We start from the raw sequence: 24,578 nt of genomic DNA, 5'->3' as shown, positions 1-24,578 counted from the left end.
CCGCCGGGTTCGGCAACACAACCTGAGCATCGATAACAACGATCGAGCGAGCCAACTAGGAGTGGATATGACTCAGCGCATTGCATATGTGACCGGCGGAATGGGCGGCATCGGAACCGCGATTTGCCAGCGCCTGGCCAAGGACGGCTTCAAGGTCGTGGCGGGCTGCGGCCCGAATTCGCCGCGCCGCGAGAAATGGCTCGAACAGCAACGCGCACTCGGCTTCGAGTTCGTGGCGTCGGAGGGCAACGTGGCCGACTGGGATTCGACCAAGGTAGCCTTCGAGAAGGTCAAGGCCGAGGTGGGCGAGGTCGACGTGCTGATCAACAACGCCGGCATTACCCGCGACGTGGTGTTCCGCAAGATGACGCGCGCCGACTGGGACGCCGTGATCGACACCAACCTGACGTCGCTGTTCAACGTGACCAAGCAGGTCATCGATGGCATGGCCGACCGCGGCTTCGGCCGGATCGTCAATATTTCGTCGGTGAACGGCCAGAAGGGGCAGTTCGGCCAGACCAACTATTCGACGGCCAAGGCTGGCCTGCACGGCTTCACGATGGCGCTGGCGCAGGAAATGGCCACCAAGGGCGTGACGGTCAATACTGTGTCGCCCGGCTATATCGCCACCGACATGGTCAAGTCCATCCGCCAGGATGTGCTGGACAAGATCGTCGGCACGATTCCGGTCAAGCGTCTGGGCGAGCCGGCTGAAATCGCCTCGATCTGCGCCTGGCTGGCGTCGGACGAATCGGGCTTTTCCACGGGTGCGGACTTCTCGCTGAACGGCGGCCTCCACATGGGCTGACGCCGGCGAGAGGAGCCGGCCGGTGCGCGCGTTGATGCAATGCATCCAGCGCGGTGCACAAGCCGGATTCGCCTCCCCGCTGCCAGGCAGGTAAAAGGACCGTTCGGGCGCCAACTGGCGCGCGGACGGTCTTTTGTTTCATGGCGCTGCGCCGTTTGCTGCGGGTTTTCCTTAAACACTGCCGGCTTTCCATAGTGCTTTCTTGAGCATAGAATCAGGGCAATGGCGCAACCGGCACCAAAGGAGAGCGCTCCACAGGGTCTGGTCCGGTTGTTTCTCGCGCGCCTTTGGCGTCGCTTCCAGCTGGAGCGACGCGCCCATTGCGCACTGCACCGCATGCGGTGCAGCAGCGTTGGCGAAGGCGCAGCAGCGGATGCCAACCGCCGGCATCAGCGACGACAAAAGGATAGAGCACCGATGGCCACGACCAAGAAAGGCGCAGAGCGACTGATCAAGAAATATCCCAATCGCCGGCTCTACGATACGCAAACCAGCACCTACATTACGCTCGCGGACGTCAAGCAGCTGGTTATGGATACCGAGGACTTCAAGGTCGTCGACGCAAAGTCGGGCGACGAGTTGACGCGCAGCATCCTGCTGCAGATCATCCTCGAGGAAGAAACGGGCGGCGTGCCGATGTTCTCGAGCGCCATGCTGTCGCAGATCATCCGTTTCTACGGCCATGCCATGCAGGGCATGATGGGCACCTACCTGGAAAAGAACATCCAGGCCTTCATCGACATCCAGACCAAGCTGGCCGAGAACTCGAAGGGACTGTATTCGGGCGAGGCATTCAGCCCCGACATGTGGTCGCAGTTCATGAACCTGCAGGGCCCGATGATGCAAGGCATGATGAGCAACTACATCGAGCAGAGCAAGAACCTGTTCGTGCAGATGCAGGAGCAGATGCAGAACCAGGCCAAGAGCATGTTCGGCACGTTCCCGTTCAATCAGCAGGACAAGAAGTAAGCTGCGCCATCCACCGCGATTGGTACCGAGGCCCTGCAACAGCAGGGCCTTTTTCGTTGTGTGGCGGCCACTAGATGTTGCGATTGTCTGGCGAACTGCCACATTCGTGATGCACTCCGTGGAGCGCCATGACTCGCCGGATTTCGTGTGCTCCAATCGGCCATGCCCTGGAAGCAGGGCGACCTGAAGAGCGGATTTTCCTCGCTCAGGTCATTCGCCGAAACGGAGGTACACCCTTGTCCAGTCACGCAGAAGCATGGCGCCTCGCGCCCGATAACGGCAAGACCCAGGGCTTTTCAAATGTCGTCGAGTTCGCGCTGGGCGTCTACGGCCAACTCTCGATGATCCAGCGCGATATCGGTGCCCTCACGTCGTCCCCGCAGGCGATCGTCGAGCGGCTCGATGCCTCGGAAAAACATGCGGAAGCGCGAGCGCAGTGGACGGCGGAGCGGCAGGCTCAGGAGGCACGGTGGGATGCACGGTGCAATCGGATCGAGACCAGGCTGGAAAACTTCGAGGCACGGACCGAATCGCGCTTCCACCAGATCGATACCAGGTTCGACACCCTGGAGACGCATGTCGACAAGGTCGAAACCAACCTGACGAGGCGCATCGATGCCAATGGGCAGCAGATCGCAACGTTGCGGGAACGTGTCAACAAGGTGCTCTGGGTCGCGACCGGCGGCGGCATTGTGCTTGGGCTGGCATATGGCTGGAAGCCCGCCATCGAACGGATGGCGGGACTGATCGGCCCCTGACGGACGGGTGCCGGGGCGGCTCGTGTATCTGGCTGAGTCAAGACCGTCCGCACAGGGTGAAATCCTGCGCCGAAAGTCGGCTTCGTGTCGCTTGGCTGCCCGAGGGGAGGCTGAAAAATACCTGTCAATCCGAAGATCTATCACATCGTCCACGTTGATCGACTTGGCTCCATCATTGCGAATGGAGGGCTCTGGTGTGACGCCCGGGTCGTTCGCGACGGGGCGGCGGGAACCACTATGGACGCGCACTATGCCCTTGCGAAGACGATACGGCGCCGCGCTGGCGCGCAATCCGGGGTAACATCGCGGTCTTTCAAGGAAACGGCGCCCGATAGGCTCGCCGGACACCCATAGCCAACCCAGTGCGGCGCGGCAACTTAGACGCCGTTCTCGCATGAGCCAGCTGTTTCTTGCACCGATGGAAGGGCTCGCAGACTACGTGCTGCGTGACGTGTTGACGCGCAGAGGCGGATTCGACGGGTGCGTGTCGGAATTCGTCCGGGTGACGGGTTCAGTTCTTCCCACGCGGGTCTACGAGAGAGATACGCCCGAAATCCTCGACGGAGGCCGCACCCCCAGCGGCACGCCGATGGTGATTCAGTTGCTCGGCAGTGACCCTGAATGGATGGCGGTGAATGCGGCCCGGGCGGCCAGTCTGTCGCCGCATGGCATCGATCTGAATTTCGGCTGCCCCGCGAAAGTCGTCAACCGGCACGGTGGCGGCGCCATGCTGTTGGCGGATCCTGAGCAGCTCAACCGAATCGTGTCGTCCGTTCGCGCAGCCGTGCCGGCCGGCATCGTCGTGACGGCAAAAATGCGGCTTGGCGTGTCCGACACCTCGCTCGCCATTGACTGTGCAACGGCGCTGGCGGAAGCCGGCGCTGCGCACCTGGTCGTACATGCCAGAACCCGTGACCATGGTTACCGGCCGCCGGCCCACTGGGAGTGGATCGCACGGATCGACGACGCGGTGGATGTACCGGTCATCGCCAACGGCGAAGTCTGGACAGTGGCGGACTGGCAGCGGTGCAGAGCGGTGAGCGGTTGCGCGGACGTGATGATCGGGCGTGGCGCCGTGTCGGACCCGTTCCTGGCCTTGCGTATCCGTGGATTGATGGATCAGGCGCCTTCCGGCGAAGAGTGGCCGGCCGTGCTGGGTCTACTCGACGACTACTTGAGAAAGCTGCAAGTCCGAGTGGCGGCTCGCCATGAGCATGGACGCGTCAAAATGTGGCTCAGCTATCTCAAGCGGACCTGGCCGGAAGCCGCCGAGCTGCACACCGCGATCCGGTGCCTCCACGATTCGCACGAAATTCTCGAAGTCATCGCGCGCGCTCGACGTGCCTCTAGCCACACGGCTGGGCAAGATCACCGCAAACCGGGGTAAAATCGCGGTCTTTCGAGGCGACGGCGCCCGGCACGAGCTTGCCACTGCTGCCGGAAGCCCATAGCCAGTGCGGCGCGCCACCGGGAATGGTCGGACGTGCCCCGACTCCCGAATCCCCAAAAAGCAGAGCGCGGTGCCCCATGTCGTCTGAAATCAATCTGTCCAATCCTGCGCCGAAAGTCGGCTTTGTGTCACTTGGCTGTCCCAAGGCACTGGTTGATTCCGAGCAGATCATCACGCAACTGCGCGCCGAAGGGTATGCCATCAGCGGTACCTACGACGGCGCCGACCTTGTGGTCGTGAACACCTGCGGTTTCATCGACGAGGCCGTTCAGGAAAGCCTGGACGCGATCGGCGAAGCGCTGACTGAAAACGGCAAGGTGATCGTGACCGGCTGCCTGGGCGCCAAGAAGGACGCGGCGGGGCACGACATTGTTTCCTCGGTGCACCCGAAGGTGCTGGCCGTGACCGGGCCGCATGCGCTGGGCGAGGTCATGCAGGCCGTGCACACGCACCTGCCCAAGCCGCACGATCCGTTCACCGACCTGGTGCCGGCCGCCGGCATCAAGCTCACGCCGAAGCACTATGCCTATCTGAAGATTTCGGAAGGCTGCAATCACCGTTGCTCTTTCTGCATCATCCCGTCGATGCGGGGCGACCTCGTGTCGCGCCCGGTGGCCGAAGTGATGCTCGAGGCCGAGAACCTGTTCAAGGCCGGCGTAAAAGAGCTGCTGGTGATTTCGCAAGACACCAGCGCCTATGGCGTCGACGTCAAGTACCGCACGGGCTTCTGGGCCGGTCGCCCGCTCAAGACCCGCATGACCGAACTGGTTGGGGCGCTGGGTGAGCTGGCAAGCCAGTATGGTGCCTGGGTGCGCCTGCACTACGTGTATCCGTATCCGCACGTCGACGAAATCATTCCCCTGATGAACCAGGGCCATGTCTTGCCGTATCTGGACGTGCCGCTGCAGCACGCGCATCCCGACGTGCTCAAGCGCATGAAGCGGCCGGCCAATGCGGAGAAGACCCTCGACCGCATTCGTGCGTGGCGCGAGATCTGTCCGGATCTGACGATTCGCAGCACGTTCATCGCCGGCTTCCCTGGGGAAACCGAGGCCGAATTCCAGACGTTGCTCGATTTCATCGCCGAAGCCGAACTCGACCGCGTGGGCTGCTTTGCCTATTCGCCGGTGGAAGGCGCCACGGCCAACAACCTGCCCGGTGCGTTGCCCGATGAAGTCCGCGAAGAGCGCCGTGCCCGCTTCATGGAAGTTGCCGAAGCGGTATCGGCGCGCCGGCTGCAGCGCAAGGTGGGGCAGACGTTGCGGGTGCTGGTCGACGAAGTGAACCAGGAGGGCGGTATCGGCCGGTCGTCGGCGGATGCCCCCGAAATCGATGGCCTGGTCTACATCGATCCGGCCGCGAAGCCGTCGCAACGCTACAAGACCGGCGATTTCGTGAACGTGAAGATCACGGGCGCCGACGGGCACGACCTGTGGGGCGAGATCGCCTGACCAGCGCTTGATCCGGCGGGTTTGACAAGCAAGACAGCGGGTGCCTGTGCAGACAATTAGGTAAAAGTACGGTCGTTCACTTTTTGGTGGCCACGACTATACTGTGCACCGCAACATAACGCATGGAGACAAGACATGACGCGTGAAGTGGTGGTTGTCAGCGGTGTGCGCACCGCAATTGGTACCTTTGGCGGTGGTCTCAAGGACCTCGCCCCGACCGAACTTGGTGCGCTGGTTGTGCGCGAAGCGCTGGCTCGCGCCAACGTGTCCGGCGATGACGTCGGCCACGTGGTGTTCGGCAACGTGATCCAGACCGAGCCGAAGGACATGTACCTGGGCCGCGTGGCAGCCGTGAACGGCGGCGTGTCGATCAACGCGCCGGCATTGACGGTCAACCGCCTGTGCGGCTCGGGCCTGCAAGCCATTGTCAGCGCGGCACAGACCATCCTGCTGGGCGATGCCCAGGTGGCGATTGGCGGCGGTGCGGAAAGCATGAGCCGGGCGCCTTACCTGGCGCCGATGGCCCGCTGGGGCGCGCGCATGGGCGATGCCAAGCTGATCGACATGATGCTGGGCGCGCTGCACGACCCGTTCCACGCGATCCACATGGGCGTGACGGCCGAGAACGTCGCCAAGGAATACGACATCACGCGCCAGCAGCAGGACGAGACCGCGCTGGAATCGCATCGTCGGGCCTCGGCAGCCATCAAGGCTGGCTACTTCAAGGATCAGATCGTTCCGGTGACGCTGAAGACGCGCAAGGGCGATGTCGTGTTCGACACCGACGAGCATGTGCGGCATGACGCCACCATGGACGACATGACGAAGCTGAAGCCGGTGTTCGTGAAGGAAAACGGCACGGTCACGGCTGGCAATGCATCGGGCCTCAACGACGCGGCTGCGGCCGTGGTGCTGATGGAGCGTGCCGAGGCAGAGCGTCGCGGGCTGAAGCCGCTGGCGCGACTGGTGTCGTACGGTCATGCCGGCGTGGATCCGAAGACCATGGGCATCGGCCCTGTGCCTGCCACGAAGATTGCGCTCGAACGCGCTGGCCTGTCGGTCAAGGACCTGGATGTGGTGGAAGCCAACGAGGCGTTCGCCGCGCAAGCCTGTGCAGTGACCAAGGCCCTGGGGCTGGACCCGGCCAAGGTCAATCCGAACGGTTCCGGCATTTCGCTCGGCCATCCGATTGGCGCCACGGGTGCACTGATCACCGTGAAGGCTATCCACGAGCTGCAGCGCATTCAGGGCCGGTACGCACTGGTCACGATGTGCATCGGCGGTGGGCAGGGCATTGCCGCGATCTTCGAGCGCGTTTGACGTCACCACCCGCAGAGTTGCCGAGGAAGCCTGCCTTGTCCCGTTTCAAACCGTCGTACTTCCTGCATGCCATGACGATTGCCGCGGCGCTTGCGCTGCCGGTGGTGGCTCAAGCTGCGGGGGATACATTGTCGACAGGTGACGGGCAGGGCGGCGGGTTTGGCATCAACGACGCCATCCGCGCGGGGGAAGCCAAGCGCGGGGCGTCGTTGTCGACCGGGCCGACCGGGACGCTGGCACCACGCCAGGAGTATGCGCAGTATCCGGTGTACGTGGGTACGGTCGGCGACCGGCAGGTGCGGATGCGCATTGCGCCGAAGACCGACACGCGTGACAGCCTGCAGGGCGAGTACTCGATCGGTGATGGCAAAGGCGTGCGCCTGTTGTCCGGTGAATGGGAAAACGGCGCCTTCCTGATGGAAGAGTCCGACGATGGCACGCGGGTTTCCGGCAACTGGGAAGGGCAGGTCGACCGCAACGGCGCGGTGCGTGGCACCTGGACCGATGCCTACAATCCCGCTATCGTCCTGCCTTTTTTCATCCGGCCATTTGGCGGATACCTGGTGATCCCGCCGTTCGACATGACGCCGAGCAGCGGCGTTACCTACGCGCCGCCGCCGCCAAAGTCATCGATCTCCACGGGCAAGTCGCGCTAGCCTGTTGCGCCACATCGCGTGGCGAGCGCGGCATTTGCTGGTAAGCTCGGACGCCTGATCCGATTTTTCCAGGGAATACGCCGTGTCTGTCTCCGACTCGTCCCGCAACCCCCCTCGTTTTGTCCAGACCACCGCAGTCCAGCCCGAACTGGACATCGCGCCGGGCTTTGAATCGTTCTCCACGCCCACGTACCGCGGTTCCACCATCGTCTTTCGCAATCTTGCCGAACTGCGCGCCTATGGCGACCGCAGCAAGACGTACTGGCGCTATGGCCTGCACGCCACGCCGACCAGCGAGGCACTGTGCCAGCAGCTGGCGCAGATCGAGGGCGGCCGGCATACGCTGCTGCTGCCTTCGGGCATGGGCGCCATCTCGCTGGTCTACTTTGCCTTGCTGCGCACCGGTGATGACGTGCTGGTGCCGGACAACGTCTATGGCCCGAACCGCGATCACGGCGAATGGTTGGCGCGTGAATTCGGGGTGACGGTGCGTTACTACCATCCGTCGATTGGCGCCGGCATCGCATCGCTGATTCAGCCCAATACGCGGCTGATCTGGATGGAGGCGCCGGGCTCGGTGACGATGGAAGTGCCGGACTCCGAGGCGATCGTGGCAGCTGCGCGTGCCCGAGGTGTGGTGACTGCAATCGATAACACGTGGTCCGCCGGCGTCTACTTCAAGCCGTTCGCGAAAGGCATCGATATCTCGGTGCAGGCGCTGACGAAGTACCAATCGGGTGGCAGCGACCTCCTGATGGGCGCCGTGATCACGCACGACGACAAGCTGCATGACCGGCTCAAGCGCACCCGCATGATCATGGGCTGGGGCGTCTCGGCCGACGACTGCTTCCTGGTGCTGCGCGGGCTGTCCAGCATGCCCGTTCGCCTGGCGGCGCATGATCGCGCGGCACGCGAAATTGCCGAATGGCTCAAGCAGCGGCCGGAAGTCACGCGCGTATTGCACCCGGCATTGCCCGATTGCCCAGGTCACGCGGAATGGTCACGTGATTTTTCGGGTGCCAGCGGATTGTTCTCGATCATCTTGCACAGCCGCTTCTCGCGCGAGCAGGTGGATGCGTTCGTGGAGGCGCTGAAGTTGTACGCCATCGGTTGGTCGTGGGGTGGGGCGCACAGCCTTGCCGTTCCGTATCACATCGATACGATGCGACCGGCCGGTACCTGGCCGCCTGCCAGCTGGGAAAATGCCGGGGAGCTGGTGCGGCTCTACATCGGCCTCGAAGACTCGCGCGACTTGATCGCCGATCTGAAGCAGGCGATGGAGACCTGTCTGCGCTAGGCCATTTGCCCAGGCGTCCAGGCGTTCCCCAAACAAAAAGCCCCGCACGAAGCGGGGCTTTTTGTTGTTTCGGATGACGCCGGAGATACCGCTCAGGACGCATCCGCCTTGCGCATGGTGGCCTGCGGAGCCGCCTGGGCGGAGGCCGTCCGCGTCGCCCAGACGGACTCGGCCGGCCCGTTCTGCGCGCGACGTTGCGTGGCGCGGGCCAGGGCGATGTAGCCGACCGCCATCGCGATGGCGCCCGAATCGAACCCGGCGATGACCCAGCGGCCGTGGAGCGCAGCGGCAAACAGATTGTCGCCGGTCAGCACCCAGTTCGATACCGGCACGGCCAGCGTGGCCAGCGCTGCCACATAGAGCAGTTCTACGGCAGCGCGGATAGGCGGGCGCACCAGCGCCCATGCCACGGCGGCAGCAAACACCGGCCAGAAGACGTAGCTGACGGCTCGCTCGGGCCAGAGCAGCGCGGCCGGGAAGCAGAGCGCCACGCCAATGCAGGTGCCGATGCAGACGCCGACCGTGGCCTGGGCCAGCAGCTTGTGCACGCGCGGCTGTTCGGCCTGGCGGCTCTTGCGTCGAGTCTCGATCCAGAGCAGGTTGCCGGAGTAGAACAGGAACGCCCCGGCAAGGCCGGCCAGCAGGTACACGAAGCGCACCGCCAGATCGCCGTAGGTGCCGTAGTGCAGCGCGAACATGGCGCTGTAGACCACGTGGTTGGTGTCCCGCGCGCCAGCAGTCTGGTTGGCGATCAGTTGGCCGGCATTGGGCTCGTTGGCCGCCGCGTGGATACCCACGGAGCCACCGTTGCCCAACGCGCGAGCGCTGTCGCCACGCACCTCGGCCACGGCATTCGCGTCGCCGTAGCGCTGGAAGCGGATCGCGCTCGGCGTGAAGCGTTCGCCGCCATGTTCGCGTGCGATGGCGAGCAACTGCGCCGAGGACATGGTGGGCGACGCGCGGTCCGCTGCCGTGACTTCAGGCGTGGCGCTGGTAACACGCGGCACCGACTCGAACAGCTTGCCGTCGAACGTCAGCACGTTGAAGACCATGACCATCACCAGCGACAGGCAGAAGAATGCGCCCGTGATGGCAAAGATCAGGTGGAATGGCAGGCTGAACAGGCCAAGCACGTTGTGCGTGTCCATCCAGAAGCGCTTGAGGTTGCGTCCGGGACGCACCGAGAACAGGTCCTTCTTCAGGCGCGGCAGATGCAGGATCACGCCAGACACCAGCGCCAGGCCATACAGCACGGAAATGATCCCCATGAAGTACATGCCGTTCAGGCCCAGGCCCAGCGAATAGTGCAAGGCGTTCAGGAAGGCCGACAGCTCGCCGGTCACGTGATCGAGCGACGTATTGGCCTGGGCCGTCTTGTCGCCATTCAGGCGCTCGCCGTTCATCGTGTGCCATTCGCCGGCCTTGTCCTGCCAGTAGGCGTTGAAGTCCGGCTCTTCCTTGCTGGGCAGGCCCACGTAGACGCTGTTGGCGGCGTCCGGATGCACGGCTACCAGCTTCTGCACGAAGGCGTCGATGGCCGGCCCATCCACGTGCACTTCGGTGGCGTGGCGGCCTTCCAGGCGCGCCGGGTTCTGCCAGACGTGCAGTTCGTGGTGGAACACGGTGATCGCACCGGCGAAGAATGCGATGAACAGCGCCCAGCCGGCCATCAGGCCGACCCAGGTATGAAGCGTGTTGAACACGCGCATGGTATTGGGTTTCATGCAAATTGCCTCAATGGCCGAGCGCCGCCGATGCCGGCGGCATCGCGTGCATCAGGCGTACCGCCCACAGGATGCCGTAGCAGGCCAGGTTGCCGCCGATCAGCCACAGCCAGGCGGCCCGGCTGGTCTGGAACATCAGGCTGGCGCTGATGATGGCCACCCACAGCACGAAGCTCAGGGTGATGGCCAGAACCACGCCGCCTTCCCAGCCGCCCGGCAGCCACAGGATGCCAAGCGTGCAAAGCGCGATGGCCAGGGGCAGGCCCAGCAATGCCCCGGCGAGCCATTTGGTGCCGATCATGACGCGCTCCCTTCGTTGGGCATGTCGTCATAGCGCTTGTGGTGGATCCACGTGCCGATGAACGGCCAGGTCGACAGGCAGCAGGTCAGCGTGACGAGCGTGGCGGCAATGGCCACGGGCCAGCCTTCGGGAATGCTCATGAGCCAGGTGCCACCAATGGCGAGGGCGATGCCCAGCCAGAACAGCAGGCGCGGCGGCAACGGGGCGCGGCCGTTGTTGTCGGCATCCACGCAAAGCACCTGGTTGGGCGCGGAAAGATACAGGCACGCGGCTGCGGCCAGGGAGAGAAATACGGCTAACGCCTGCATGCGTCGGATTACCGGAAAGGTCTGGATTGCGGGAAAGAAATAATAATAATGATTCGCATTTGATTTCACAAGGAAATCAAGACCTTATGTCGCATTGCGGGACGTTTGCAGCCGAAATGCCAATGACGAAAATGTAATGTGACAGATGCCGCGAAGTGTGCGGATGTGCGCGAGGCGGCGCGTGGGGCGGGGCAGAAAGGCGGGGAAGGCAAGCCCGCCGACGGCATCGGCGGGCTAGTAGTGCGGGATCGGTGTCGACGCTCAGTGCGGGAACAGGTTTAGCAGGCCGTCCAGTCCCACGTGGTTGAAGGCGACGCTGGCCTGGGCTCGCACAACGGGTTTGGCCCGGAATGCCACGGACAGGCCGGCCACGGCCATCATTTTGAGGTCGTTGGACCCGTCGCCCATCACGATGGCCTGCGAAGGATCGGCACCGATCTGCTCGCAGACTTCGCGCACGGTACGGGCCTTCACGTCGGCATTGACGATCTCGCCCACCACGTTGCCGGTCAGGTTGCCGTCGACGATCTCCAGCATATTGGCCCGCGTGAAGTCGAGTTTCAGGCGCGGCTTGAGCTGGTCGGTGAAATGCACGAAGCCGCCTGACACCAGCAGCGTCTTCATGCCCAGCGCCTGCACTGCCTGCAGCATGCGCTCGGCGCCCGGCGACAGCTTCAGGCGCTCGGCGTAGACGCGATCGAGCACGCTGGCATCCAGGCCCTTCAGCAGCGCCACGCGGCGACGCAGGCTTTCATTGAAATCGGTGATTTCGCCGCGCATCGCGGCTTCGGTAATGGCCGAGACCTCGGCCTTGAGCCCGCAGAAGTCGGCAATCTCGTCGATGCACTCGATCGTGATCAGCGTCGAGTCCATGTCCATCGCCACCAGGCGGAAGTCCGACAGCTTGCGGCCCGCCGGCACCACTGCCCAGTCGATGCCGCGTGCGCCACAGGTCTGGTCCAGGGCATCGCGCAGGGCCGGGGTCAGCGGATCGCAGTGGTCTGCGGCAGCCACGGTGTCGGTGCGCAGCGCGAGGTCGGGGGCGTTGGCTACCGCGCGCACGGCGTCGAGGTCGGCGTCGGACAGCGGGGACAGGCTCTGGAGAATCAGGGGCATGACGGCGGGAAAGAGGGCGATGCAGGGAAGGGCGGTATTGTACTGCGCCAGCAGCCCGCGCCCCCTTCCCGTGCTGGCAAATCAGGCCACGCGCAGGCTGTCCACAACCTTGTGCAGGAACGCCTCGCAGGCGGCCAGTTGATCCAGCGCCACGAACTCGTCGGGCTTGTGCGCCTGCTGGATGTCGCCGGGGCCGCACACCACGGCCGGGATTCCAGCGCGCTGGAACAGGCCGGCTTCGGTGCCGTAGGCCACCTTGTTTGTATCGCGATCGGCGGTCAGTGCGCGCACGAGCTGCGTGATGGCGTCCGATTCGGCTGCATCGAGCGACGGCGCCGCGGCGATCTTGCTGATGGCCATGCCAGCATCCACGTGTTCGGCGTGCATCTTCGGCAGCAGCACATCGTTCACGTACTTCTGGATGCGCGCCAGGATGGCTTCCGGGTCCACGCCGGGCAGGTTGCGGAATTCGAACACGAACTCGCATTCGGCCGGGATCGTGTTCAGCGCGATGCCGCCCTGGATCGTGCCGGTGGACGCCGTGGTGAACGGCACGTCGAAGGCGCGGTCGTACGGGCCGTTGGCCTTGAACTCGTCGGCGATGTCGCGGATGTAGCAGATCAGGCGTGCGGCGTATTCGATGGCGTTCACGCCCTTCGGGGTCAGCGACGAATGCGCGGCCTGGCCTTTCACGCAGCAGCGGTAGGCGTTGATGCCCTTGTGCGCCACGATCACGCGCATGCTGGTGGGCTCACCCACGATGCAGCCCGCCGGCAGTACGCCGCGGTCACGCAGCTCCGCCAGCAGGTAGGGCGCGCCCATGCAGCCGATTTCCTCGTCGAACGACAGCGCGTAGTGCACCGGCTCGCGCAGCTTCGCTTCCAGGATGGTCGGCAGCAGCGCCAGGCTGGCGCCGATGAATCCCTTCATGTCGCAGGTGCCGCGCCCATAGAGCTTGCCGTCGCGGATCACGGGCTTGAACGGGTCGGTGGTCCAATTCTGGCCGTCCACGGGCACCACGTCGGTGTGGCCGGACAGCACGATGCCACCGTCGGTGGCGCCGTTTGCCGCAGGAATTGTCACGAACAGGTTGGCCTTGTCGCCCTGCGGGTTGTAGCTCAGGTGGGGGCGCAGGCCCTTGGCCAGGAAATGATCGCGAACGGACTCGATCAGGCCCAGGTTCGAATGGCGCGACGTGGTGTCGTACGACACCAGGCGCTGGGTCCAGTCCAACGCGCTGCCGCGTTGCGGGGCGTCATGTTGGGCGGTTCGGGTGTCGGCGGCAGCTTGCATGAGATGGCAAAAACAATTGATTCGTCAAGGATGTGATCGTACACCCGTCCGTGTCATCAGGCCAGTTGGCGCAACGTATGCTTGATGGTCTGCGCGCGGGCACCCACGTCGGGCATCTTGGCTTCGATGCGCAGCTTGTCCTGCCCAGCCAGCTTGATGTGCTTGTTCTTCTGCACGAGGTCGATGATCCGGATGGCGTCGATGGGCGGGTTCGGCACGAACTGCATGCTGACGGTGGCCTCGCCGGCGTCGATCTTGCGCACGCCCAGCGGGGCGGCGGCAATGCGCAGCCGGTGCGTTTCGATCAGCGCCTGCGCCTGCGCGGGCAGCCGGCCGAAGCGGTCGATCAGTTCTTCCTGGATATCGTCCACGCGCTCGCTTGTTTCGCAGTTGGCCAGTCGCTTGTACAGCGACAGGCGCTCGTGCACATCGGCGCAGTAGTCGTTGGGCAGCAGGGCCGGCGTGCCGAGGTTGATCTCGGTGGTGGCGGCCAGCGGCGCCATCAGGTCCGGTTCCTTGCCGGCCTTGAGCGACTTGACCGCGGCGTTGAGCATGTCCGTGTAAAGCTGGAAGCCAATCTCGTGGATCTCGCCCGACTGCTTGTCGCCCAGCACCTCGCCCGCGCCACGAATTTCCAGGTCGTGCATGGCCAGGTAGAAGCCCGAACCCAGTTCTTCCATCTGCTGGATAGCCTCCAAGCGGCGCTGCGCCTGCTTGGTCAGGCCGTCTACGTCGTGCACCAGCAGGTAGGCGTAGGCCTGGTGATGGCTGCGGCCCACGCGCCCGCGTAGCTGATGCAACTGCGCCAGCCCGAAGCGGTCGGCACGATGGATCAGGATCGTGTTGGCGGTAGGCACGTCGATGCCGGTCTCGATGATCGTCGTGCAGAGCAGGATGTTGTCGCGCCGCGCCACGAAGTCGCGCATCACGCGTTCCAGCTCGCGCTCGTGCATCTGGCCGTGCGCCACGGCGATACGCGCCTCGGGCACCAGTTCGGCCAGCTTGGCGCGCTTGTTCTCGATCGTTTCCACCTCGTTGTGCAGGAAGTACACCTGCCCGCCGCGCTTCAGCTCGCGCAGGATGGCTTCGCGCATCACGCCGTCTTCCTCGCGCCGCACAAACGTCTTGATGGCCAGCCGCTTCTGCGGCGCCGTGGCGATGACCGAGAAATCGCGCAGTCCTTCCAGCGCCATGCCCAGCGTGCGCGGAATCGGCGTGGCGGTCAGCGTCAGCACGTCCACCTCGGCGCGCAGCGTCTTCAGCGCTTCCTTCTGGCGTACCCCGAAGCGGTGTTCCTCGTCGATGATAACCAGGCCCAGGCGCTGGAACTTCACCTCGTCGGAGAGCAGCTTGTGCGTGCCGATCACGATGTCGACCGTGCCTTCGTTGATCTGCTTGATGGCCGCGTCGATTTCCTTCTTCGTCTTGAAGCGCGACAGTTCCACGATGCGCACCGGCCATTCGGCAAAGCGGTCGGACAGCGTTTGGAAATGCTGTTCGGCCAGCAGCGTGGTGGGCGCGAGCATCGCTACCTGCTTGCCGCCCAGCACCGCCACGAACGCGGCGCGCAGCGCCACCTCGGTCTTGCCGAAGCCCACGTCGCCGCACACCAGTCGGTCCATCGGCTTGCCCGATGTCATGTCGGCGATCACGGCCGAGATGGCGGCCGCCTGGTCCGGCGTTTCCTCGAAACCGAAGCTTTCGGCAAACGTCTCGTAGTCCTTGGGCTGCAGCGGGAAGGCGAAACCCTGGCGCAACGCGCGCCGCGCGTACAGGTTCAGCAGCTCGGCTGCCGTATCGCGGATCTGCTGCGCGGCGCGGCGCTTGGCCTTGTCCCACTGGCCGGTGCCCAGCGAATGCAGCGGCGCGGTATCGGGATCGGCACCCGAGTAACGCGAGATCACGTGCAACTGGTGCACGGGCACGTAGAGCTTGCTGCCCCGGTCATAGTCCAGGTGCAGGAATTCCTCGTCGCCCTGGCCCATGTCCAGCGTCACCAGCCCCTGGTAGCGGCCGATGCCGTGCTCGCTGTGCACCACGGGGTCGCCGATCTTGAGTTCGGCCAGGTCGCGCACCATGGCGTCGACGGTGCTGGCCTGTTCCTGCTTGCGGCGGCCCGCGCGGCGCGTGGTGCCCGCGTACAGCTCGTTCTCGGTGATGAACGCGTACTGCGCGGACGGCAGCGCAAAGCCGCTCTGCAGCGGCGCCACCACGATCGAGAAATGCGAATCGCCGGCCTGGAACGCGGCAAAGTCGTCCACCACCATCGGCCGCAGCCCGCTTTCGGCAAAGAGCTGCATCAGCGTTTCGCGCCGGCCAGCGGAATCGGCGCACATCAGCACGCGCGTGGCCTTGTTCAGCAGCAAGGCTTCCAGGTTGACCAGCGGATCCTCGGCACGGCGATTGACCGAGACGTCGGGCAGCGCGGCCGTGAATGCGGGAGCGTCGGCATTGGCCGGTTCGCGCTGCAGCACCAGGCGCGCCAGCGGCTTGGCGCCGATGAAGAACTGGTCTGCCGACAGGAACAGGTCGGCCGGCGGCAGCAGCGGGCGTTCGCGGTCGTGCCGCATGAACGTGTAGCGCTGCGTGGTATCAGCCCAGAAGCGCCGGATCGCATCCTCGATGTCGCCTGCGAATGCCATCTGCGTGCCGGCCGGCAGGTAGTCGAACAGCGTGGCGCTCTCTTCGAAGAACAGCGGCAGGTAGTACTCGATGCCGGCGGACGGCACGCCGTTGCCGATGTCCTTGTAGATCGGCGACTTTGTCGGATCGCCTTCGAAGACTTCACGCCAGCGGCCCCGGAACGCGGTGCGCGCGGGCTCGTCCAGCGGAAACTCGCGGCCCGGCAGCAGGCGCACTTCCTTGACCGGGTACAGACTGCGCTGTGAATCAGGATCGAACGCCCGGATGGTTTCGATCTCGTCGCCGAACAGGTCGATCCGGTACGGCAGCGCCGAACCCATCGGGTACAGGTCGATCAGGCCGCCGCGCACGCTGTATTCGCCCGGGCGCATCACGGCGCTTACGTGCTCGTAGCCGGCCAGCGTGAACTGCGCCTTGAGCGCGGATTCGTCGAGCTTCTCGCCCTGCTTGAAGAAGAATGTGTACGCGGCCAGGAACGACGGCGGCGCCAGGCGATAGAGCGCCGTCGACGCCGGCACGATCATCACGTCGCACTGGCCACCCTGGATGTCGTGCAGCGTGGCCAGGCGCTCGGACACCAGGTCCTGGTGCGGCGAGAAGCTGTCGTAGGGCAGGGTTTCCCAGTCCGGCAGCAGGCGCACGCGCAGTTCGGGGGCAAACCAGGGAATTTCCTCGGCCAGCCGCTGCGCGTCCATGGCATTGGCGCAGACCACGGCCACCATCGGCACGCTGCCACGATGCTGGCGCGCGTAGGCGGCAACCGCCAGCGCGTCGGCGGAACCCGTGAGACCGCTCACGGCATGGCGCAAGCCAGGCTTGATCAGCGGCAGGTTGGCAAAGGGGAATGCGGTAGCGGTGTCAGGCATTGGCAGCAGTGGGCGCAAAAATGACGGCACCCCGCCGGCACATGCGAAAGGCATGCCACGGGCAGGGATGTCGGTCATGTCCGTCACGCCATGCTCGGAGTCATGGCGGCGGGCGAGGGCCGTATTATAGAATGCGCTCCGGCCGGCCCGCTGGCCGTGCCAAATATTCAAAGGCCCCCAAACCTGTGTCCGATCGACGATTCGCCCTGATTCCCTGTGCCGGTACCGGCAGCCGCGCCGGTGGCGCCGTGCAGAAGCAGTACCAGACCGTGGCCGGCCGGCCGATGCTCTGGTTCGCGCTGGCCGCGTTTTCCGCCAGCGACGCCATCAGCGCCACGGCGCTGGTGCTGGCGCCCGACGACATGCCGCTGGAATCACGGTTCGGCGCGCAGGCGTTTGCCGGGCTGCGCTTCGATACCGCGTTCGTGGGCGGCGATTCCCGCCATGCCTCGGTGCTGGCTGGCCTGCATCACCTGGCGACGCTGGGTGCGGTGGATACCGACTGGGTGCTGGTCCACGACGCCGCGCGCCCGGGCCTGACCACGGCGATGATCGACACGCTGGTGCGCGCGGTGGAGTCCGACGACACGGCCAGCGAGCCGATCGGCGGCATCCTGGCCGTGCCCGTGCCCGATACCCTCAAGCGCGCCGACGCCGGCACGCGGATCGGCGGCACGGTGCCGCGCGAAGGGCTGTGGCAGGCGCAGACGCCACAAATGTTCCGCATCGGCGTACTGCGCCATGCGCTGGAAGACGCCATGGCAGCCGGTGCCGTGGTGACCGACGAGGCCAGCGCCATCGAGCGGCTGGGCCTGCATCCGCGGCTGGTCAATGGCTCGCTGCGCAATTTCAAGGTGACTTACCCGGAAGACTTTGCGCTGGCGGATGTGTTGCTGCGTACGGGCCAGCCGTCGTCCTGAATCCAATTTTGCAAGGAGTCGTTTTGAATCCGTTCGATTTTCGCGTAGGCCAGGGTTATGACGTGCACGCGCTGGTGGCTGGGCGCAAGCTGATTCTCGGCGGCGTCGATATTCCGCATGATCGCGGCCTGCTGGGCCATTCCGATGCCGACGCATTGCTGCATGCCGTGACGGATGCGCTGTTCGGCGCCGCCGCGCTGGGCGATATCGGCCGCCATTTCCCCGATACCGACCCCGACTTCAAGGGCGCCGACAGCCGCGTGCTGCTGCGCGAGGCCGCGCGCCGCGTGCGCGCGGCCGGTTTCGAGATCGGCAATGTCGATGCAACGGTGATCGCGCAGCGTCCCAAGCTAGCGCCTCACATCGCCGGCATGGTGGCCAACCTGGCCGAAGACCTGGGCCTGCCCGTCACCCATTGCAACGTCAAGGCCAAGACCAACGAGAAGCTCGGGTTCGAGGGCAAGGAAGAGGGCATCGTCGCGCAGGCGGCGGTACTGATCTACCGCCGCACGGCTGACGTTCAGGACTGAAGCGCTAAGGCTTCAGGCAGCGGGTGGGGGCGGCGTCGCGGCGTCCTCGGCCGTGATCGGATAGACGTAGTCGATCATCCGCGCCATGGCGCCGTGGTGCGATCCGGCTTCGGTCCGTTTCTCGAACCCCGCATGCTCGCAGAGCTTGATGGCGGAATCCATCTCGGGCATGGTGCGGCAGATCAGCGCCTGGGCGCCGATGTCGCGCGCGCGCTGGATGCAGATCTGCATCAGCCGCTTGCCCAGGCCCAGGCCGCGCGCCTGAGGGCTGACGGACAACAGGCGTGCTTCGGGCTGGGTCAGCGTGATCGTGGAACCGTCCAGCGCTGGCAGCGTGGCGCCCGGATGGCAGAACAGCACGGCACCGCTGATGCCGTGATCGGTTTCCGCGACCCACCACTCCATGTCGGGATTGTCCTTGGCGGCCAGCACGGCCTGCATGCCGCGCTGGAACGACGCGCGGCAATCTTCCATGATTTCCAGTTCATACTGCCCGTAGGCTTGCTGGGTGACGGCGGCAATATCGCCCCAGTCGTGTACCGCGGCAAGGCGGAACCGGAAGCGCGGCGAATTCGGTGAAGGCAAGGTGCTCATGGCAACGGCTGAAGTTCGTGACCTTTCGTCGATTGTAGGCCGCGCCATGCACAAATGCATCGTGTCCGTTGGCTGTATCCGATGTCGGACAATACCGATTGACCATTTGCAAACAAAATGCCGGCGGACCCCTCGCGGTGTCCGCCGGCATTGTTGCCTGGCATCAGGAAAGCGGGCGGTTGCGCCCGCTTTCCATGCTTATTCGGCGGCGATGACGTTAGCTGCGGCGCCGATGACGGCGGCGATCCGGCCCACGTCGCGCAGTTGCTGCGCGCTCATGCCCTGTTCGTTCTTCAGTAGCTGGTAGTGCGACTTCACGCAGAAATGGCACTTGCCGATGATCGATGCTGCCAGGGCGTACATCTCGAAGCGGCGCTTGTCCACGCCACCATGGGTAGCGTAGGCGTTCATGCGCAGGCCGGCCGGCTGGCTGGCCAGGTCGGGGTCTTCCGCCATCTCGACGTACGGATACCAGATGTTGTTCATGCCCATCAGCGCCGCGGCGGTCTGCGTGGCGGTGACTTCCTCGGGCGACAGCACGTTGGCGTTGCGAATCACGTCGACGATGGTCTTGCTCTTGGCGGCAAACGCGGCGGCCAGTGCCACGGCGACGGCATCGTTGCCTTCCAGCGACGAGCGCGCAATCGTGCCATCCACATTCAGGCGGATGTCCTTGGCGTAGTCGGGGATCAAGCTCTTAATCGCGCTGAGGAATTCCATTTATTTCTCCTATCGACAGGGGCTCAAAAAACCCGCACATAGCGGGTTTCTGCGTGGAAAGGGCGTCTGGCCCCTTCCACGCCGATTGCCGCGACACCCGAGGGCGCCGGGCAGGCAAGGCCAATTACAGCGTGGCGCCGCCAACAGCGCGGTTGCACGGGCACAGCTCGTCCGTTTGCAGGCCGTCCAGAATACGCAGGACTTCTTCCGGGTTACGGCCGACGTTCAGGTTGTTCACCGAAACGTGCTGGATGACGTTGTCCGGATCGACGATGAACGTAGCGCGCAGGGCCACGCCGGCTGCCTGGTCGCGCACGCCCAGCTGGTCCACCAGCGAGCCGGTCACGTCGGCGAATTGCCATTGGTCCAGCTTGTTCAGGTCCTTGTGTTCACGACGCCATGCCAGCTTCACGAACTCGTTGTCGGTCGAACCGCCCAGCACGATCGCGTCGCGGTCGGCGAAGTCGCCGTTCAGCTTGGCGAATGCCACGATTTCGGTCGGGCACACGAACGTGAAGTCCTTCGGGTAGAAGTAGATGACCTTCCACTTGCCTTCGAACGACTTCTCGGTGATGTCTTCGAAAGCCGACTGGCCATTTTCTTCGTGGTTGTTGAAACCAGGCTTCACGCCAACAACTTGGAAGGCTTCCAGCTTTTGACCAACGGTCTTCATGAACTTCTCCTGATACGGTTTGAAGAGGATAAGGCGGGCGAATCGCCAGTAGGTTCCTGTACTTCAAGGATCACCTAAAAGCAATCGCAACAAGCTTGAATTATGGGCCCAGACGCAGCGCAGCAGCCAATTGAAAATCTCAAAGAGGCTGATAGGTACCTATCTGGAGACGCCGCGAAACGAACGGCGAAGTATGCCATGCGTGACGTAGATGCATGGCAACAGGCGAAATTTCAAGAGGTTGCGCCCGCCGCGCCCATATCTGCCACACCGATGTGTCGGGGGCATGAACGCGGCGGCGCCGCACCGTTGGTGTCAGGCGGTGCGCAGGGCGGCCTGGGCGCGTTGCGCGCGGAAGATGATCAGCGTTGCCACCAGACCGCACACGGCGGCGAACATCAGCCACAGGCCGGGGGCGGCCTTGTTGCCGGTGCTGTGGATCAGGTACGTCGAGATGGCGGGCGTAAAGCCGCCGAACAGGGCCGTGGCCAGGCTGTAGGCCAGCGAGAAGCCGGCAGTGCGCACGGCGGGCGGCATCACCTCGGTCAGCGTGACCACCATCGCGCCGTTATAGCTGCCGTACAGGAACGACAGCCACAGCTCCACCATCAGCAGGCGCTCGAACGACGGTGCGGCCACCAGCCACGATACGGCGGGATAGGCGGTCACCAGCGTCGCTACCGTGAAGAACAGCAGCAGCGGCTTGCGGCCGATACGGTCGGAGACGGCGCCCATCAGCGGCAGCCAGATGAAGTTCGACAGGCCCACGCACATCGTGACGATCAGGTTGTCCACGTCGTCGAGTTTCAGCACGGTCTTGCCAAACGTCGGCGTGTAGGCGGTGATCATGTAGAACGACACCGTGGTCATCACCACCAGCATGCAGCCGGCGATGATGATGCGCCAGTTGTCGAGCATCGAGCGGTAGATCTCGTTGATCGACGGGCGATGCTTGCGCGTGCGGAAGGCTTCGGTTTCTTCCAGCGAGCGGCGGATCATGAACAGGAAGGGCACGATCAGACAGCCGATCAGGAACGGCAGGCGCCAGCCCCAGCTATCCATCTGCTCAGGCGCCAGCGTGGCGTGCAGGATCACGCCGAGCAGCCCCGCGAAGATCACGGCCACCTGCTGGCTGGCAGATTGCCAGGCCACGTAGAAGCCCTTCTGGCCGGGCTTGGCGATCTCGGACAGGTACACGGATACGCCGCCCAGTTCCACGCCAGCCGAGAAGCCCTGGAGCAGGCGGCCGAACAGTACCAGCAGCGGCGCGGCCACGCCGATCGTCGCATAGCTCGGCACCACTGCGATGAGCAGTGTGCCCATGGCCATCAGCACCAGCGTGACGATCAGGCCCTTGCGGCGCCCGTGGTGGTCGATGTAGGCACCCAGCACGATGGCGCCCAGCGGGCGCATCAGGAAGCCGGCGCCAAACGTGGCCAGCGACAGCATCAGCGATGCGAATTCATCGCCGGACGGAAAGAACGTACGCGCAATGGCGGCGGCATAGAAGCCGTACACCATGAAGTCGTACATTTCGAGGAAATTGCCGCTGACGACGCGGAACACGGTACGAAAACCGCTCTGCTCGCCTGCGCTGTGGGATGTGCTGGACATGGCTGTCTCTCTGTCTGCGTCCGTTGGAACGGAGCGCGTGTCGATCGTTGTCAGCCATGGCGGGGAGGGGGACTGCGGCAGGCGTCGCCATGACTGTGGATGCGCTGGTATGCATCGGCCTGTCGGATGGCGTGAAGTGTGCGCGGCGACGCTGTCATTCGCCTGTCATCGACCTTTCAAACTCATATCAAATGCTGAAGAAAACCTGTCAATGCGCAAGCAGGCGTGCCGAACGGCAAGAAAACAGGCTAGAGGAGGGCAGCAAGCATCACGCGCGCCGGAAACGGGCGCTGACCACGAGGCCAGTCTTCGGCGCGGGGCGATTGGCCAGCAGCAGGCGGCCGCCGTTGCGCTGCAGGATGCGGTTGACGATCGACATACCCAGGCCGGCACCCTTGGCCTCGCTGCGCGCGCTATCCAGGCGGTAGAACGGCCGCGTCAGCAGCGACAGCTGCTCGTTGGGCACGCCGGGGCCGGTGTCGGCCACCACCAGCACGGCTTCCTTGTCTTCGACGCGCGTGGAGATTTCCACCTCGGCCATGCCGGTTTCTTCGTCCTTGGCATAGCGGCGCGCGTTTTCCACGAGGTTGTCGAGGATGCGCTGGATTTCCATGCGGTTGGCCACGGCCATGACAGGACCGAACGATCGCACGTGCACGCGCACATCGTCGTGCGCGGCGTAGACGCCGACCGATTCCTGCACCAGCGTGGACAGGTCCACGGGCTCCACCACTTCCTGGCCCGGGCGGGCGTAGTTCAGGAACTGGCCGATGATCGCGTCCATCTGCTCGATGTCGGCAATCATCGCGTCGCGCGTGGTGTTGTCCACGGGTGACATCTCGGTTTCCAGACGCAGGCGCGTGAGCGGTGTGCGCAGGTCGTGCGAGATACCGGCCAGCATGACCACGCGGTCATCGTCGAGCTGGCGCAGGTCGCGCACCATCTGGTTGAAGCTTCGGTTGGCCTGGGCCACTTCGCTGGCGCCTTGCTCGCGCAGCGGCGGCGGGTCGCCGCCCGTGCCGATCTGGCGGGCCGCGTTGGCCAGGCGTTTGAGCGGGTAGTTCACGCGCGCCGTGATGAACGCGGCGCCGATGATCGACAACAGCAGCGCGGCAATACTCCACCAGAGCCACTGGATGCCCGGCACGCGTTCAAAGCGTTCGGGGCTGATGGCGACCCAGTAGTCGTCGCCTTCGATCTCGAAGCTGACCCACACCCCGGGAATATCGTTGACCGTGGTGGCCAGCACGGTGTCCTCGCCCAGGCGGCCGCGGATTTCCTGCTGTACCAGCTGGGTCAGAAATGGATTGGCCTTGGGCGCGGCAAAGTCGTCGTCCTTTTCACGCGGATAGACCTTGATGCCCTCGTTCTGGACGAGGTCGAGCAGCAGGAACCGGCGCCTGGCCGGGTCCGAGTAGAGCAGGGCAGCGCGGGTGAGCTTGACCACGCTGACCACCTGCATGGCGATCTGCTGGGCGCGCGGCGCGCGTTCGAAGAGCCGGTAGCTCTGGAACCAGATACCCAGCGAGATCGCCAGCAAAAGGGCGATCAGCATGAAGGTTCGCCAGAAGAGCGAACCAAAGAACCGCGTTGCGGTACGGCCGAGAGCGGTCGCCACGATGCTGCCTGCGGTCGACCTGACTTACTTCACGCCATCGGGGATGAAGACATAGCCGAGGCCCCAGACCGTCTGGATGAAACGCGGGTTGCTCGGGTCTGGCTCGATCAGCTTTCTCAGGCGCGAGATCTGCACGTCCAGGCTGCGGTCGAATACCTCGTATTCGCGGCCGCGTGCCATTTCCATGAGTTTCTCGCGCGACAGCGGCTGGCGCGGATGGCGGGCGAACACCTTGAGCACCGAGAATTCGCCCGTGGTGAGCGTGATTTCCTCGTCGTTCTTGGTCAGCGTGCGCGTGGCCAGGTTCAGGACGAAATCGCCGAACGCGAACGTTTCGGGCGTTTCCGACGGGGCGCCCGGCACTTCGGCGGGGCCCTTGCGGCGCAGCACCGCGTGAATGCGCGCGATCAGTTCGCGCGGGTTGAAAGGCTTGGGCAGGTAGTCGTCGGCGCCCATTTCCAGGCCGACGATGCGATCCACGTCCTCGCCCTTGGCGGTGAGCATGATGATCGGCGTCTGGTCGTTGGCGCCGCGCAGGCGGCGGCAGATCGAGAGCCCGTCTTCGCCGGGCATCATCAGGTCCAGCACCAGCAGATCGAAACGTTCGCGCAGCCAGAGCTTGTTCATGGCCGTGGCGTTTTCCGCCACGAGGACCGTGAAGCCCTGCTCGCCAAGGTAGCGGCGCAGCAGGTCGCGCAGGCGCGGGTCGTCATCCACGACGAGAATCTTGTGGCTGGTATTTTCCATGGCGGTATCTTAGCGATTATCGCTTTCGCTCAAAATGGCTTAACAAAACGTTACATACTTTACCCCGTGGTATGGCGGCGTGCACCTTTTGTGCATTTACACTCCGCAAACCGTTTCCAAGGACCCCATTGGTCAGAGGAAAAATCGGTCTCCCCGGGCATCGTGAAATTACCTGTCGCGACTTGCCGGCACCTGCCTCGCC

Annotated in this window: 23 protein-coding genes; 11 read left to right on the top strand and 12 right to left on the bottom strand. The window is 64.4% G+C overall.

From position 1 onward, the window contains the following. The first annotated feature begins 67 nt into the window (after positions 1 to 67). From MFF62_RS00590 to MFF62_RS00550, 9 genes are all read left to right on the top strand, one after another. Entirely contained in the window at positions 68 to 808 is a 741-nt protein-coding gene (locus tag MFF62_RS00590) for a 3-ketoacyl-ACP reductase (RefSeq protein ID WP_238259000.1), read from the top strand. Between the two features lie 417 nt (positions 809 to 1,225). Beyond that, on the top strand, positions 1,226 to 1,777 hold the full coding sequence (gene phaR / locus MFF62_RS00585; RefSeq protein ID WP_238258999.1) for a polyhydroxyalkanoate synthesis repressor PhaR: 552 nt from the start codon (positions 1,226 to 1,228) through the stop codon (positions 1,775 to 1,777). Between the two features lie 236 nt (positions 1,778 to 2,013). Next, the gene (locus MFF62_RS00580) at positions 2,014 to 2,535 is read left to right on the top strand and encodes a hypothetical protein (protein WP_238258998.1); all 522 of its coding nucleotides are present in this window, start codon (positions 2,014 to 2,016) and stop codon (positions 2,533 to 2,535) included. 117 nt (positions 2,536 to 2,652) lie between these two features. Further along, positions 2,653 to 2,889 (top strand): DarT ssDNA thymidine ADP-ribosyltransferase family protein, encoded by a 237-nt coding sequence (locus MFF62_RS00575; RefSeq protein WP_309295891.1) that lies wholly within the window; start codon positions 2,653 to 2,655, stop codon positions 2,887 to 2,889. Positions 2,890 to 2,929: 40 nt separating this feature from the next. Further along, positions 2,930 to 3,922: a tRNA dihydrouridine synthase gene (locus tag MFF62_RS00570; RefSeq protein ID WP_238258997.1), complete on the top strand. Its 993-nt coding sequence runs from the start codon at positions 2,930 to 2,932 to the stop codon at positions 3,920 to 3,922. A gap of 140 nt (positions 3,923 to 4,062) precedes the next feature. Then, entirely contained in the window at positions 4,063 to 5,436 is a 1,374-nt protein-coding gene (gene rimO, locus MFF62_RS00565; RefSeq protein ID WP_238258996.1) for a 30S ribosomal protein S12 methylthiotransferase RimO, read from the top strand. A 135-nt stretch (positions 5,437 to 5,571) separates the two neighbouring features. Beyond that, positions 5,572 to 6,756: a beta-ketothiolase BktB gene (gene bktB, locus MFF62_RS00560; protein ID WP_238258995.1), complete on the top strand. Its 1,185-nt coding sequence runs from the start codon at positions 5,572 to 5,574 to the stop codon at positions 6,754 to 6,756. A gap of 71 nt (positions 6,757 to 6,827) precedes the next feature. After that, positions 6,828 to 7,412, top strand: coding sequence for a hypothetical protein (locus MFF62_RS00555; protein ID WP_238260024.1), 585 nt, complete (start codon positions 6,828 to 6,830; stop codon positions 7,410 to 7,412). Between the two features lie 82 nt (positions 7,413 to 7,494). After that, positions 7,495 to 8,709, top strand: a complete 1,215-nt coding sequence (locus MFF62_RS00550) for a cystathionine beta-lyase (protein WP_238258994.1) — start codon at positions 7,495 to 7,497, stop codon at positions 8,707 to 8,709. Positions 8,710 to 8,801: 92 nt separating this feature from the next. On the opposite strand, the gene MFF62_RS00545 is transcribed toward MFF62_RS00550, so the two are convergent. From MFF62_RS00545 to mfd, 6 genes are all read right to left on the bottom strand, one after another. Continuing rightward, entirely contained in the window at positions 8,802 to 10,433 is a 1,632-nt protein-coding gene (locus tag MFF62_RS00545; protein ID WP_238258993.1) for a PepSY-associated TM helix domain-containing protein, read from the bottom strand. A 10-nt stretch (positions 10,434 to 10,443) separates the two neighbouring features. Further along, positions 10,444 to 10,734 carry a hypothetical protein gene (locus MFF62_RS00540; RefSeq protein ID WP_238258992.1) on the bottom strand — a complete coding sequence of 97 codons (291 nt, stop codon included), beginning with the start codon at positions 10,732 to 10,734 and terminating at the stop codon, positions 10,444 to 10,446. Continuing rightward, positions 10,731 to 11,042 (bottom strand): hypothetical protein, encoded by a 312-nt coding sequence (locus tag MFF62_RS00535; protein ID WP_238258991.1) that lies wholly within the window; start codon positions 11,040 to 11,042, stop codon positions 10,731 to 10,733. The genes MFF62_RS00540 and MFF62_RS00535 overlap by 4 nt, the downstream gene beginning before the upstream one ends. Before the next feature lie 261 nt (positions 11,043 to 11,303). Next, a complete protein-coding gene (serB, locus tag MFF62_RS00530; RefSeq protein ID WP_238258990.1) occupies positions 11,304 to 12,158 on the bottom strand; it encodes a phosphoserine phosphatase SerB in 855 nt (284 codons plus the stop codon). A gap of 81 nt (positions 12,159 to 12,239) precedes the next feature. Next, positions 12,240 to 13,451 carry an acetylornithine deacetylase gene (argE, locus tag MFF62_RS00525; protein WP_238258989.1) on the bottom strand — a complete coding sequence of 404 codons (1,212 nt, stop codon included), beginning with the start codon at positions 13,449 to 13,451 and terminating at the stop codon, positions 12,240 to 12,242. A 56-nt stretch (positions 13,452 to 13,507) separates the two neighbouring features. Further along, positions 13,508 to 16,960, bottom strand: a complete 3,453-nt coding sequence (mfd, locus tag MFF62_RS00520; RefSeq protein ID WP_238258988.1) for a transcription-repair coupling factor — start codon at positions 16,958 to 16,960, stop codon at positions 13,508 to 13,510. 131 nt (positions 16,961 to 17,091) lie between these two features. Between mfd and ispD the strand changes: the two genes are divergently transcribed. Together ispD and ispF are read left to right on the top strand one after the other, a co-directional pair. Continuing rightward, positions 17,092 to 17,880 carry a 2-C-methyl-D-erythritol 4-phosphate cytidylyltransferase gene (ispD, locus tag MFF62_RS00515; RefSeq protein WP_238258987.1) on the top strand — a complete coding sequence of 263 codons (789 nt, stop codon included), beginning with the start codon at positions 17,092 to 17,094 and terminating at the stop codon, positions 17,878 to 17,880. 23 nt (positions 17,881 to 17,903) lie between these two features. After that, positions 17,904 to 18,410: a 2-C-methyl-D-erythritol 2,4-cyclodiphosphate synthase gene (gene ispF, locus MFF62_RS00510; RefSeq protein WP_238258986.1), complete on the top strand. Its 507-nt coding sequence runs from the start codon at positions 17,904 to 17,906 to the stop codon at positions 18,408 to 18,410. Between the two features lie 12 nt (positions 18,411 to 18,422). Here ispF and MFF62_RS00505 read toward each other — a convergent pair whose 3' ends face one another. The 6 genes from MFF62_RS00505 to ompR all read right to left on the bottom strand — a co-directional run bounded on the left by MFF62_RS00505 (position 18,423) and on the right by ompR (position 24,376). Next, entirely contained in the window at positions 18,423 to 19,004 is a 582-nt protein-coding gene (locus MFF62_RS00505) for a GNAT family N-acetyltransferase (protein WP_238258985.1), read from the bottom strand. A 198-nt stretch (positions 19,005 to 19,202) separates the two neighbouring features. Then, the gene (locus MFF62_RS00500) at positions 19,203 to 19,724 is read right to left on the bottom strand and encodes a carboxymuconolactone decarboxylase family protein (protein WP_238258984.1); all 522 of its coding nucleotides are present in this window, start codon (positions 19,722 to 19,724) and stop codon (positions 19,203 to 19,205) included. A 124-nt stretch (positions 19,725 to 19,848) separates the two neighbouring features. Beyond that, positions 19,849 to 20,397, bottom strand: coding sequence for a peroxiredoxin (locus MFF62_RS00495; RefSeq protein WP_238258983.1), 549 nt, complete (start codon positions 20,395 to 20,397; stop codon positions 19,849 to 19,851). A gap of 315 nt (positions 20,398 to 20,712) precedes the next feature. Then, complete coding sequence (gene tcuC, locus MFF62_RS00490; RefSeq protein WP_238258982.1) at positions 20,713 to 22,011, bottom strand: MFS transporter; 1,299 nt, start codon at positions 22,009 to 22,011, stop codon at positions 20,713 to 20,715. A 268-nt stretch (positions 22,012 to 22,279) separates the two neighbouring features. Continuing rightward, complete coding sequence (locus MFF62_RS00485; protein WP_238258981.1) at positions 22,280 to 23,629, bottom strand: ATP-binding protein; 1,350 nt, start codon at positions 23,627 to 23,629, stop codon at positions 22,280 to 22,282. A gap of 24 nt (positions 23,630 to 23,653) precedes the next feature. Continuing rightward, positions 23,654 to 24,376 (bottom strand): osmolarity response regulator transcription factor OmpR, encoded by a 723-nt coding sequence (gene ompR / locus MFF62_RS00480; protein ID WP_010810107.1) that lies wholly within the window; start codon positions 24,374 to 24,376, stop codon positions 23,654 to 23,656. Between the last annotated feature and the right edge of the window lie 202 nt (positions 24,377 to 24,578).

Origin of the sequence: Cupriavidus pauculus, from assembly GCF_022179805.1 — a bacterium.
Taxonomy (GTDB): Bacteria; Pseudomonadota; Gammaproteobacteria; order Burkholderiales; family Burkholderiaceae; genus Cupriavidus; species Cupriavidus pauculus_E.
Note: the sequence above shows the minus strand (reverse complement) of the source record. Positions and strands in the feature narration are given on the sequence as shown.

Coding starts and splice junctions, on each gene's coding strand:
- mfd (WP_238258988.1), bottom strand. CDS start 16,960: ATGCCTGACACCGCTACCGCATTCCCCTTTGCCAACCTGCCGCTGATC.
- bktB (WP_238258995.1), top strand. CDS start 5,572: ATGACGCGTGAAGTGGTGGTTGTCAGCGGTGTGCGCACCGCAATTGGT.
- MFF62_RS00500 (WP_238258984.1), bottom strand. CDS start 19,724: ATGGAATTCCTCAGCGCGATTAAGAGCTTGATCCCCGACTACGCCAAG.
- argE (WP_238258989.1), bottom strand. CDS start 13,451: ATGCAAGCTGCCGCCGACACCCGAACCGCCCAACATGACGCCCCGCAA.
- MFF62_RS00555 (WP_238260024.1), top strand. CDS start 6,828: ATGACGATTGCCGCGGCGCTTGCGCTGCCGGTGGTGGCTCAAGCTGCG.
- serB (WP_238258990.1), bottom strand. CDS start 12,158: ATGCCCCTGATTCTCCAGAGCCTGTCCCCGCTGTCCGACGCCGACCTC.
- ompR (WP_010810107.1), bottom strand. CDS start 24,376: ATGGAAAATACCAGCCACAAGATTCTCGTCGTGGATGACGACCCGCGC.
- MFF62_RS00540 (WP_238258992.1), bottom strand. CDS start 10,734: ATGATCGGCACCAAATGGCTCGCCGGGGCATTGCTGGGCCTGCCCCTG.
- MFF62_RS00495 (WP_238258983.1), bottom strand. CDS start 20,397: ATGAAGACCGTTGGTCAAAAGCTGGAAGCCTTCCAAGTTGTTGGCGTG.
- MFF62_RS00570 (WP_238258997.1), top strand. CDS start 2,930: ATGAGCCAGCTGTTTCTTGCACCGATGGAAGGGCTCGCAGACTACGTG.
- tcuC (WP_238258982.1), bottom strand. CDS start 22,011: ATGTCCAGCACATCCCACAGCGCAGGCGAGCAGAGCGGTTTTCGTACC.
- MFF62_RS00590 (WP_238259000.1), top strand. CDS start 68: ATGACTCAGCGCATTGCATATGTGACCGGCGGAATGGGCGGCATCGGA.
- MFF62_RS00545 (WP_238258993.1), bottom strand. CDS start 10,433: ATGAAACCCAATACCATGCGCGTGTTCAACACGCTTCATACCTGGGTC.
- ispD (WP_238258987.1), top strand. CDS start 17,092: ATGCGCTCCGGCCGGCCCGCTGGCCGTGCCAAATATTCAAAGGCCCCC.
- rimO (WP_238258996.1), top strand. CDS start 4,063: ATGTCGTCTGAAATCAATCTGTCCAATCCTGCGCCGAAAGTCGGCTTT.
- MFF62_RS00535 (WP_238258991.1), bottom strand. CDS start 11,042: ATGCAGGCGTTAGCCGTATTTCTCTCCCTGGCCGCAGCCGCGTGCCTG.
- phaR (WP_238258999.1), top strand. CDS start 1,226: ATGGCCACGACCAAGAAAGGCGCAGAGCGACTGATCAAGAAATATCCC.
- MFF62_RS00505 (WP_238258985.1), bottom strand. CDS start 19,004: ATGAGCACCTTGCCTTCACCGAATTCGCCGCGCTTCCGGTTCCGCCTT.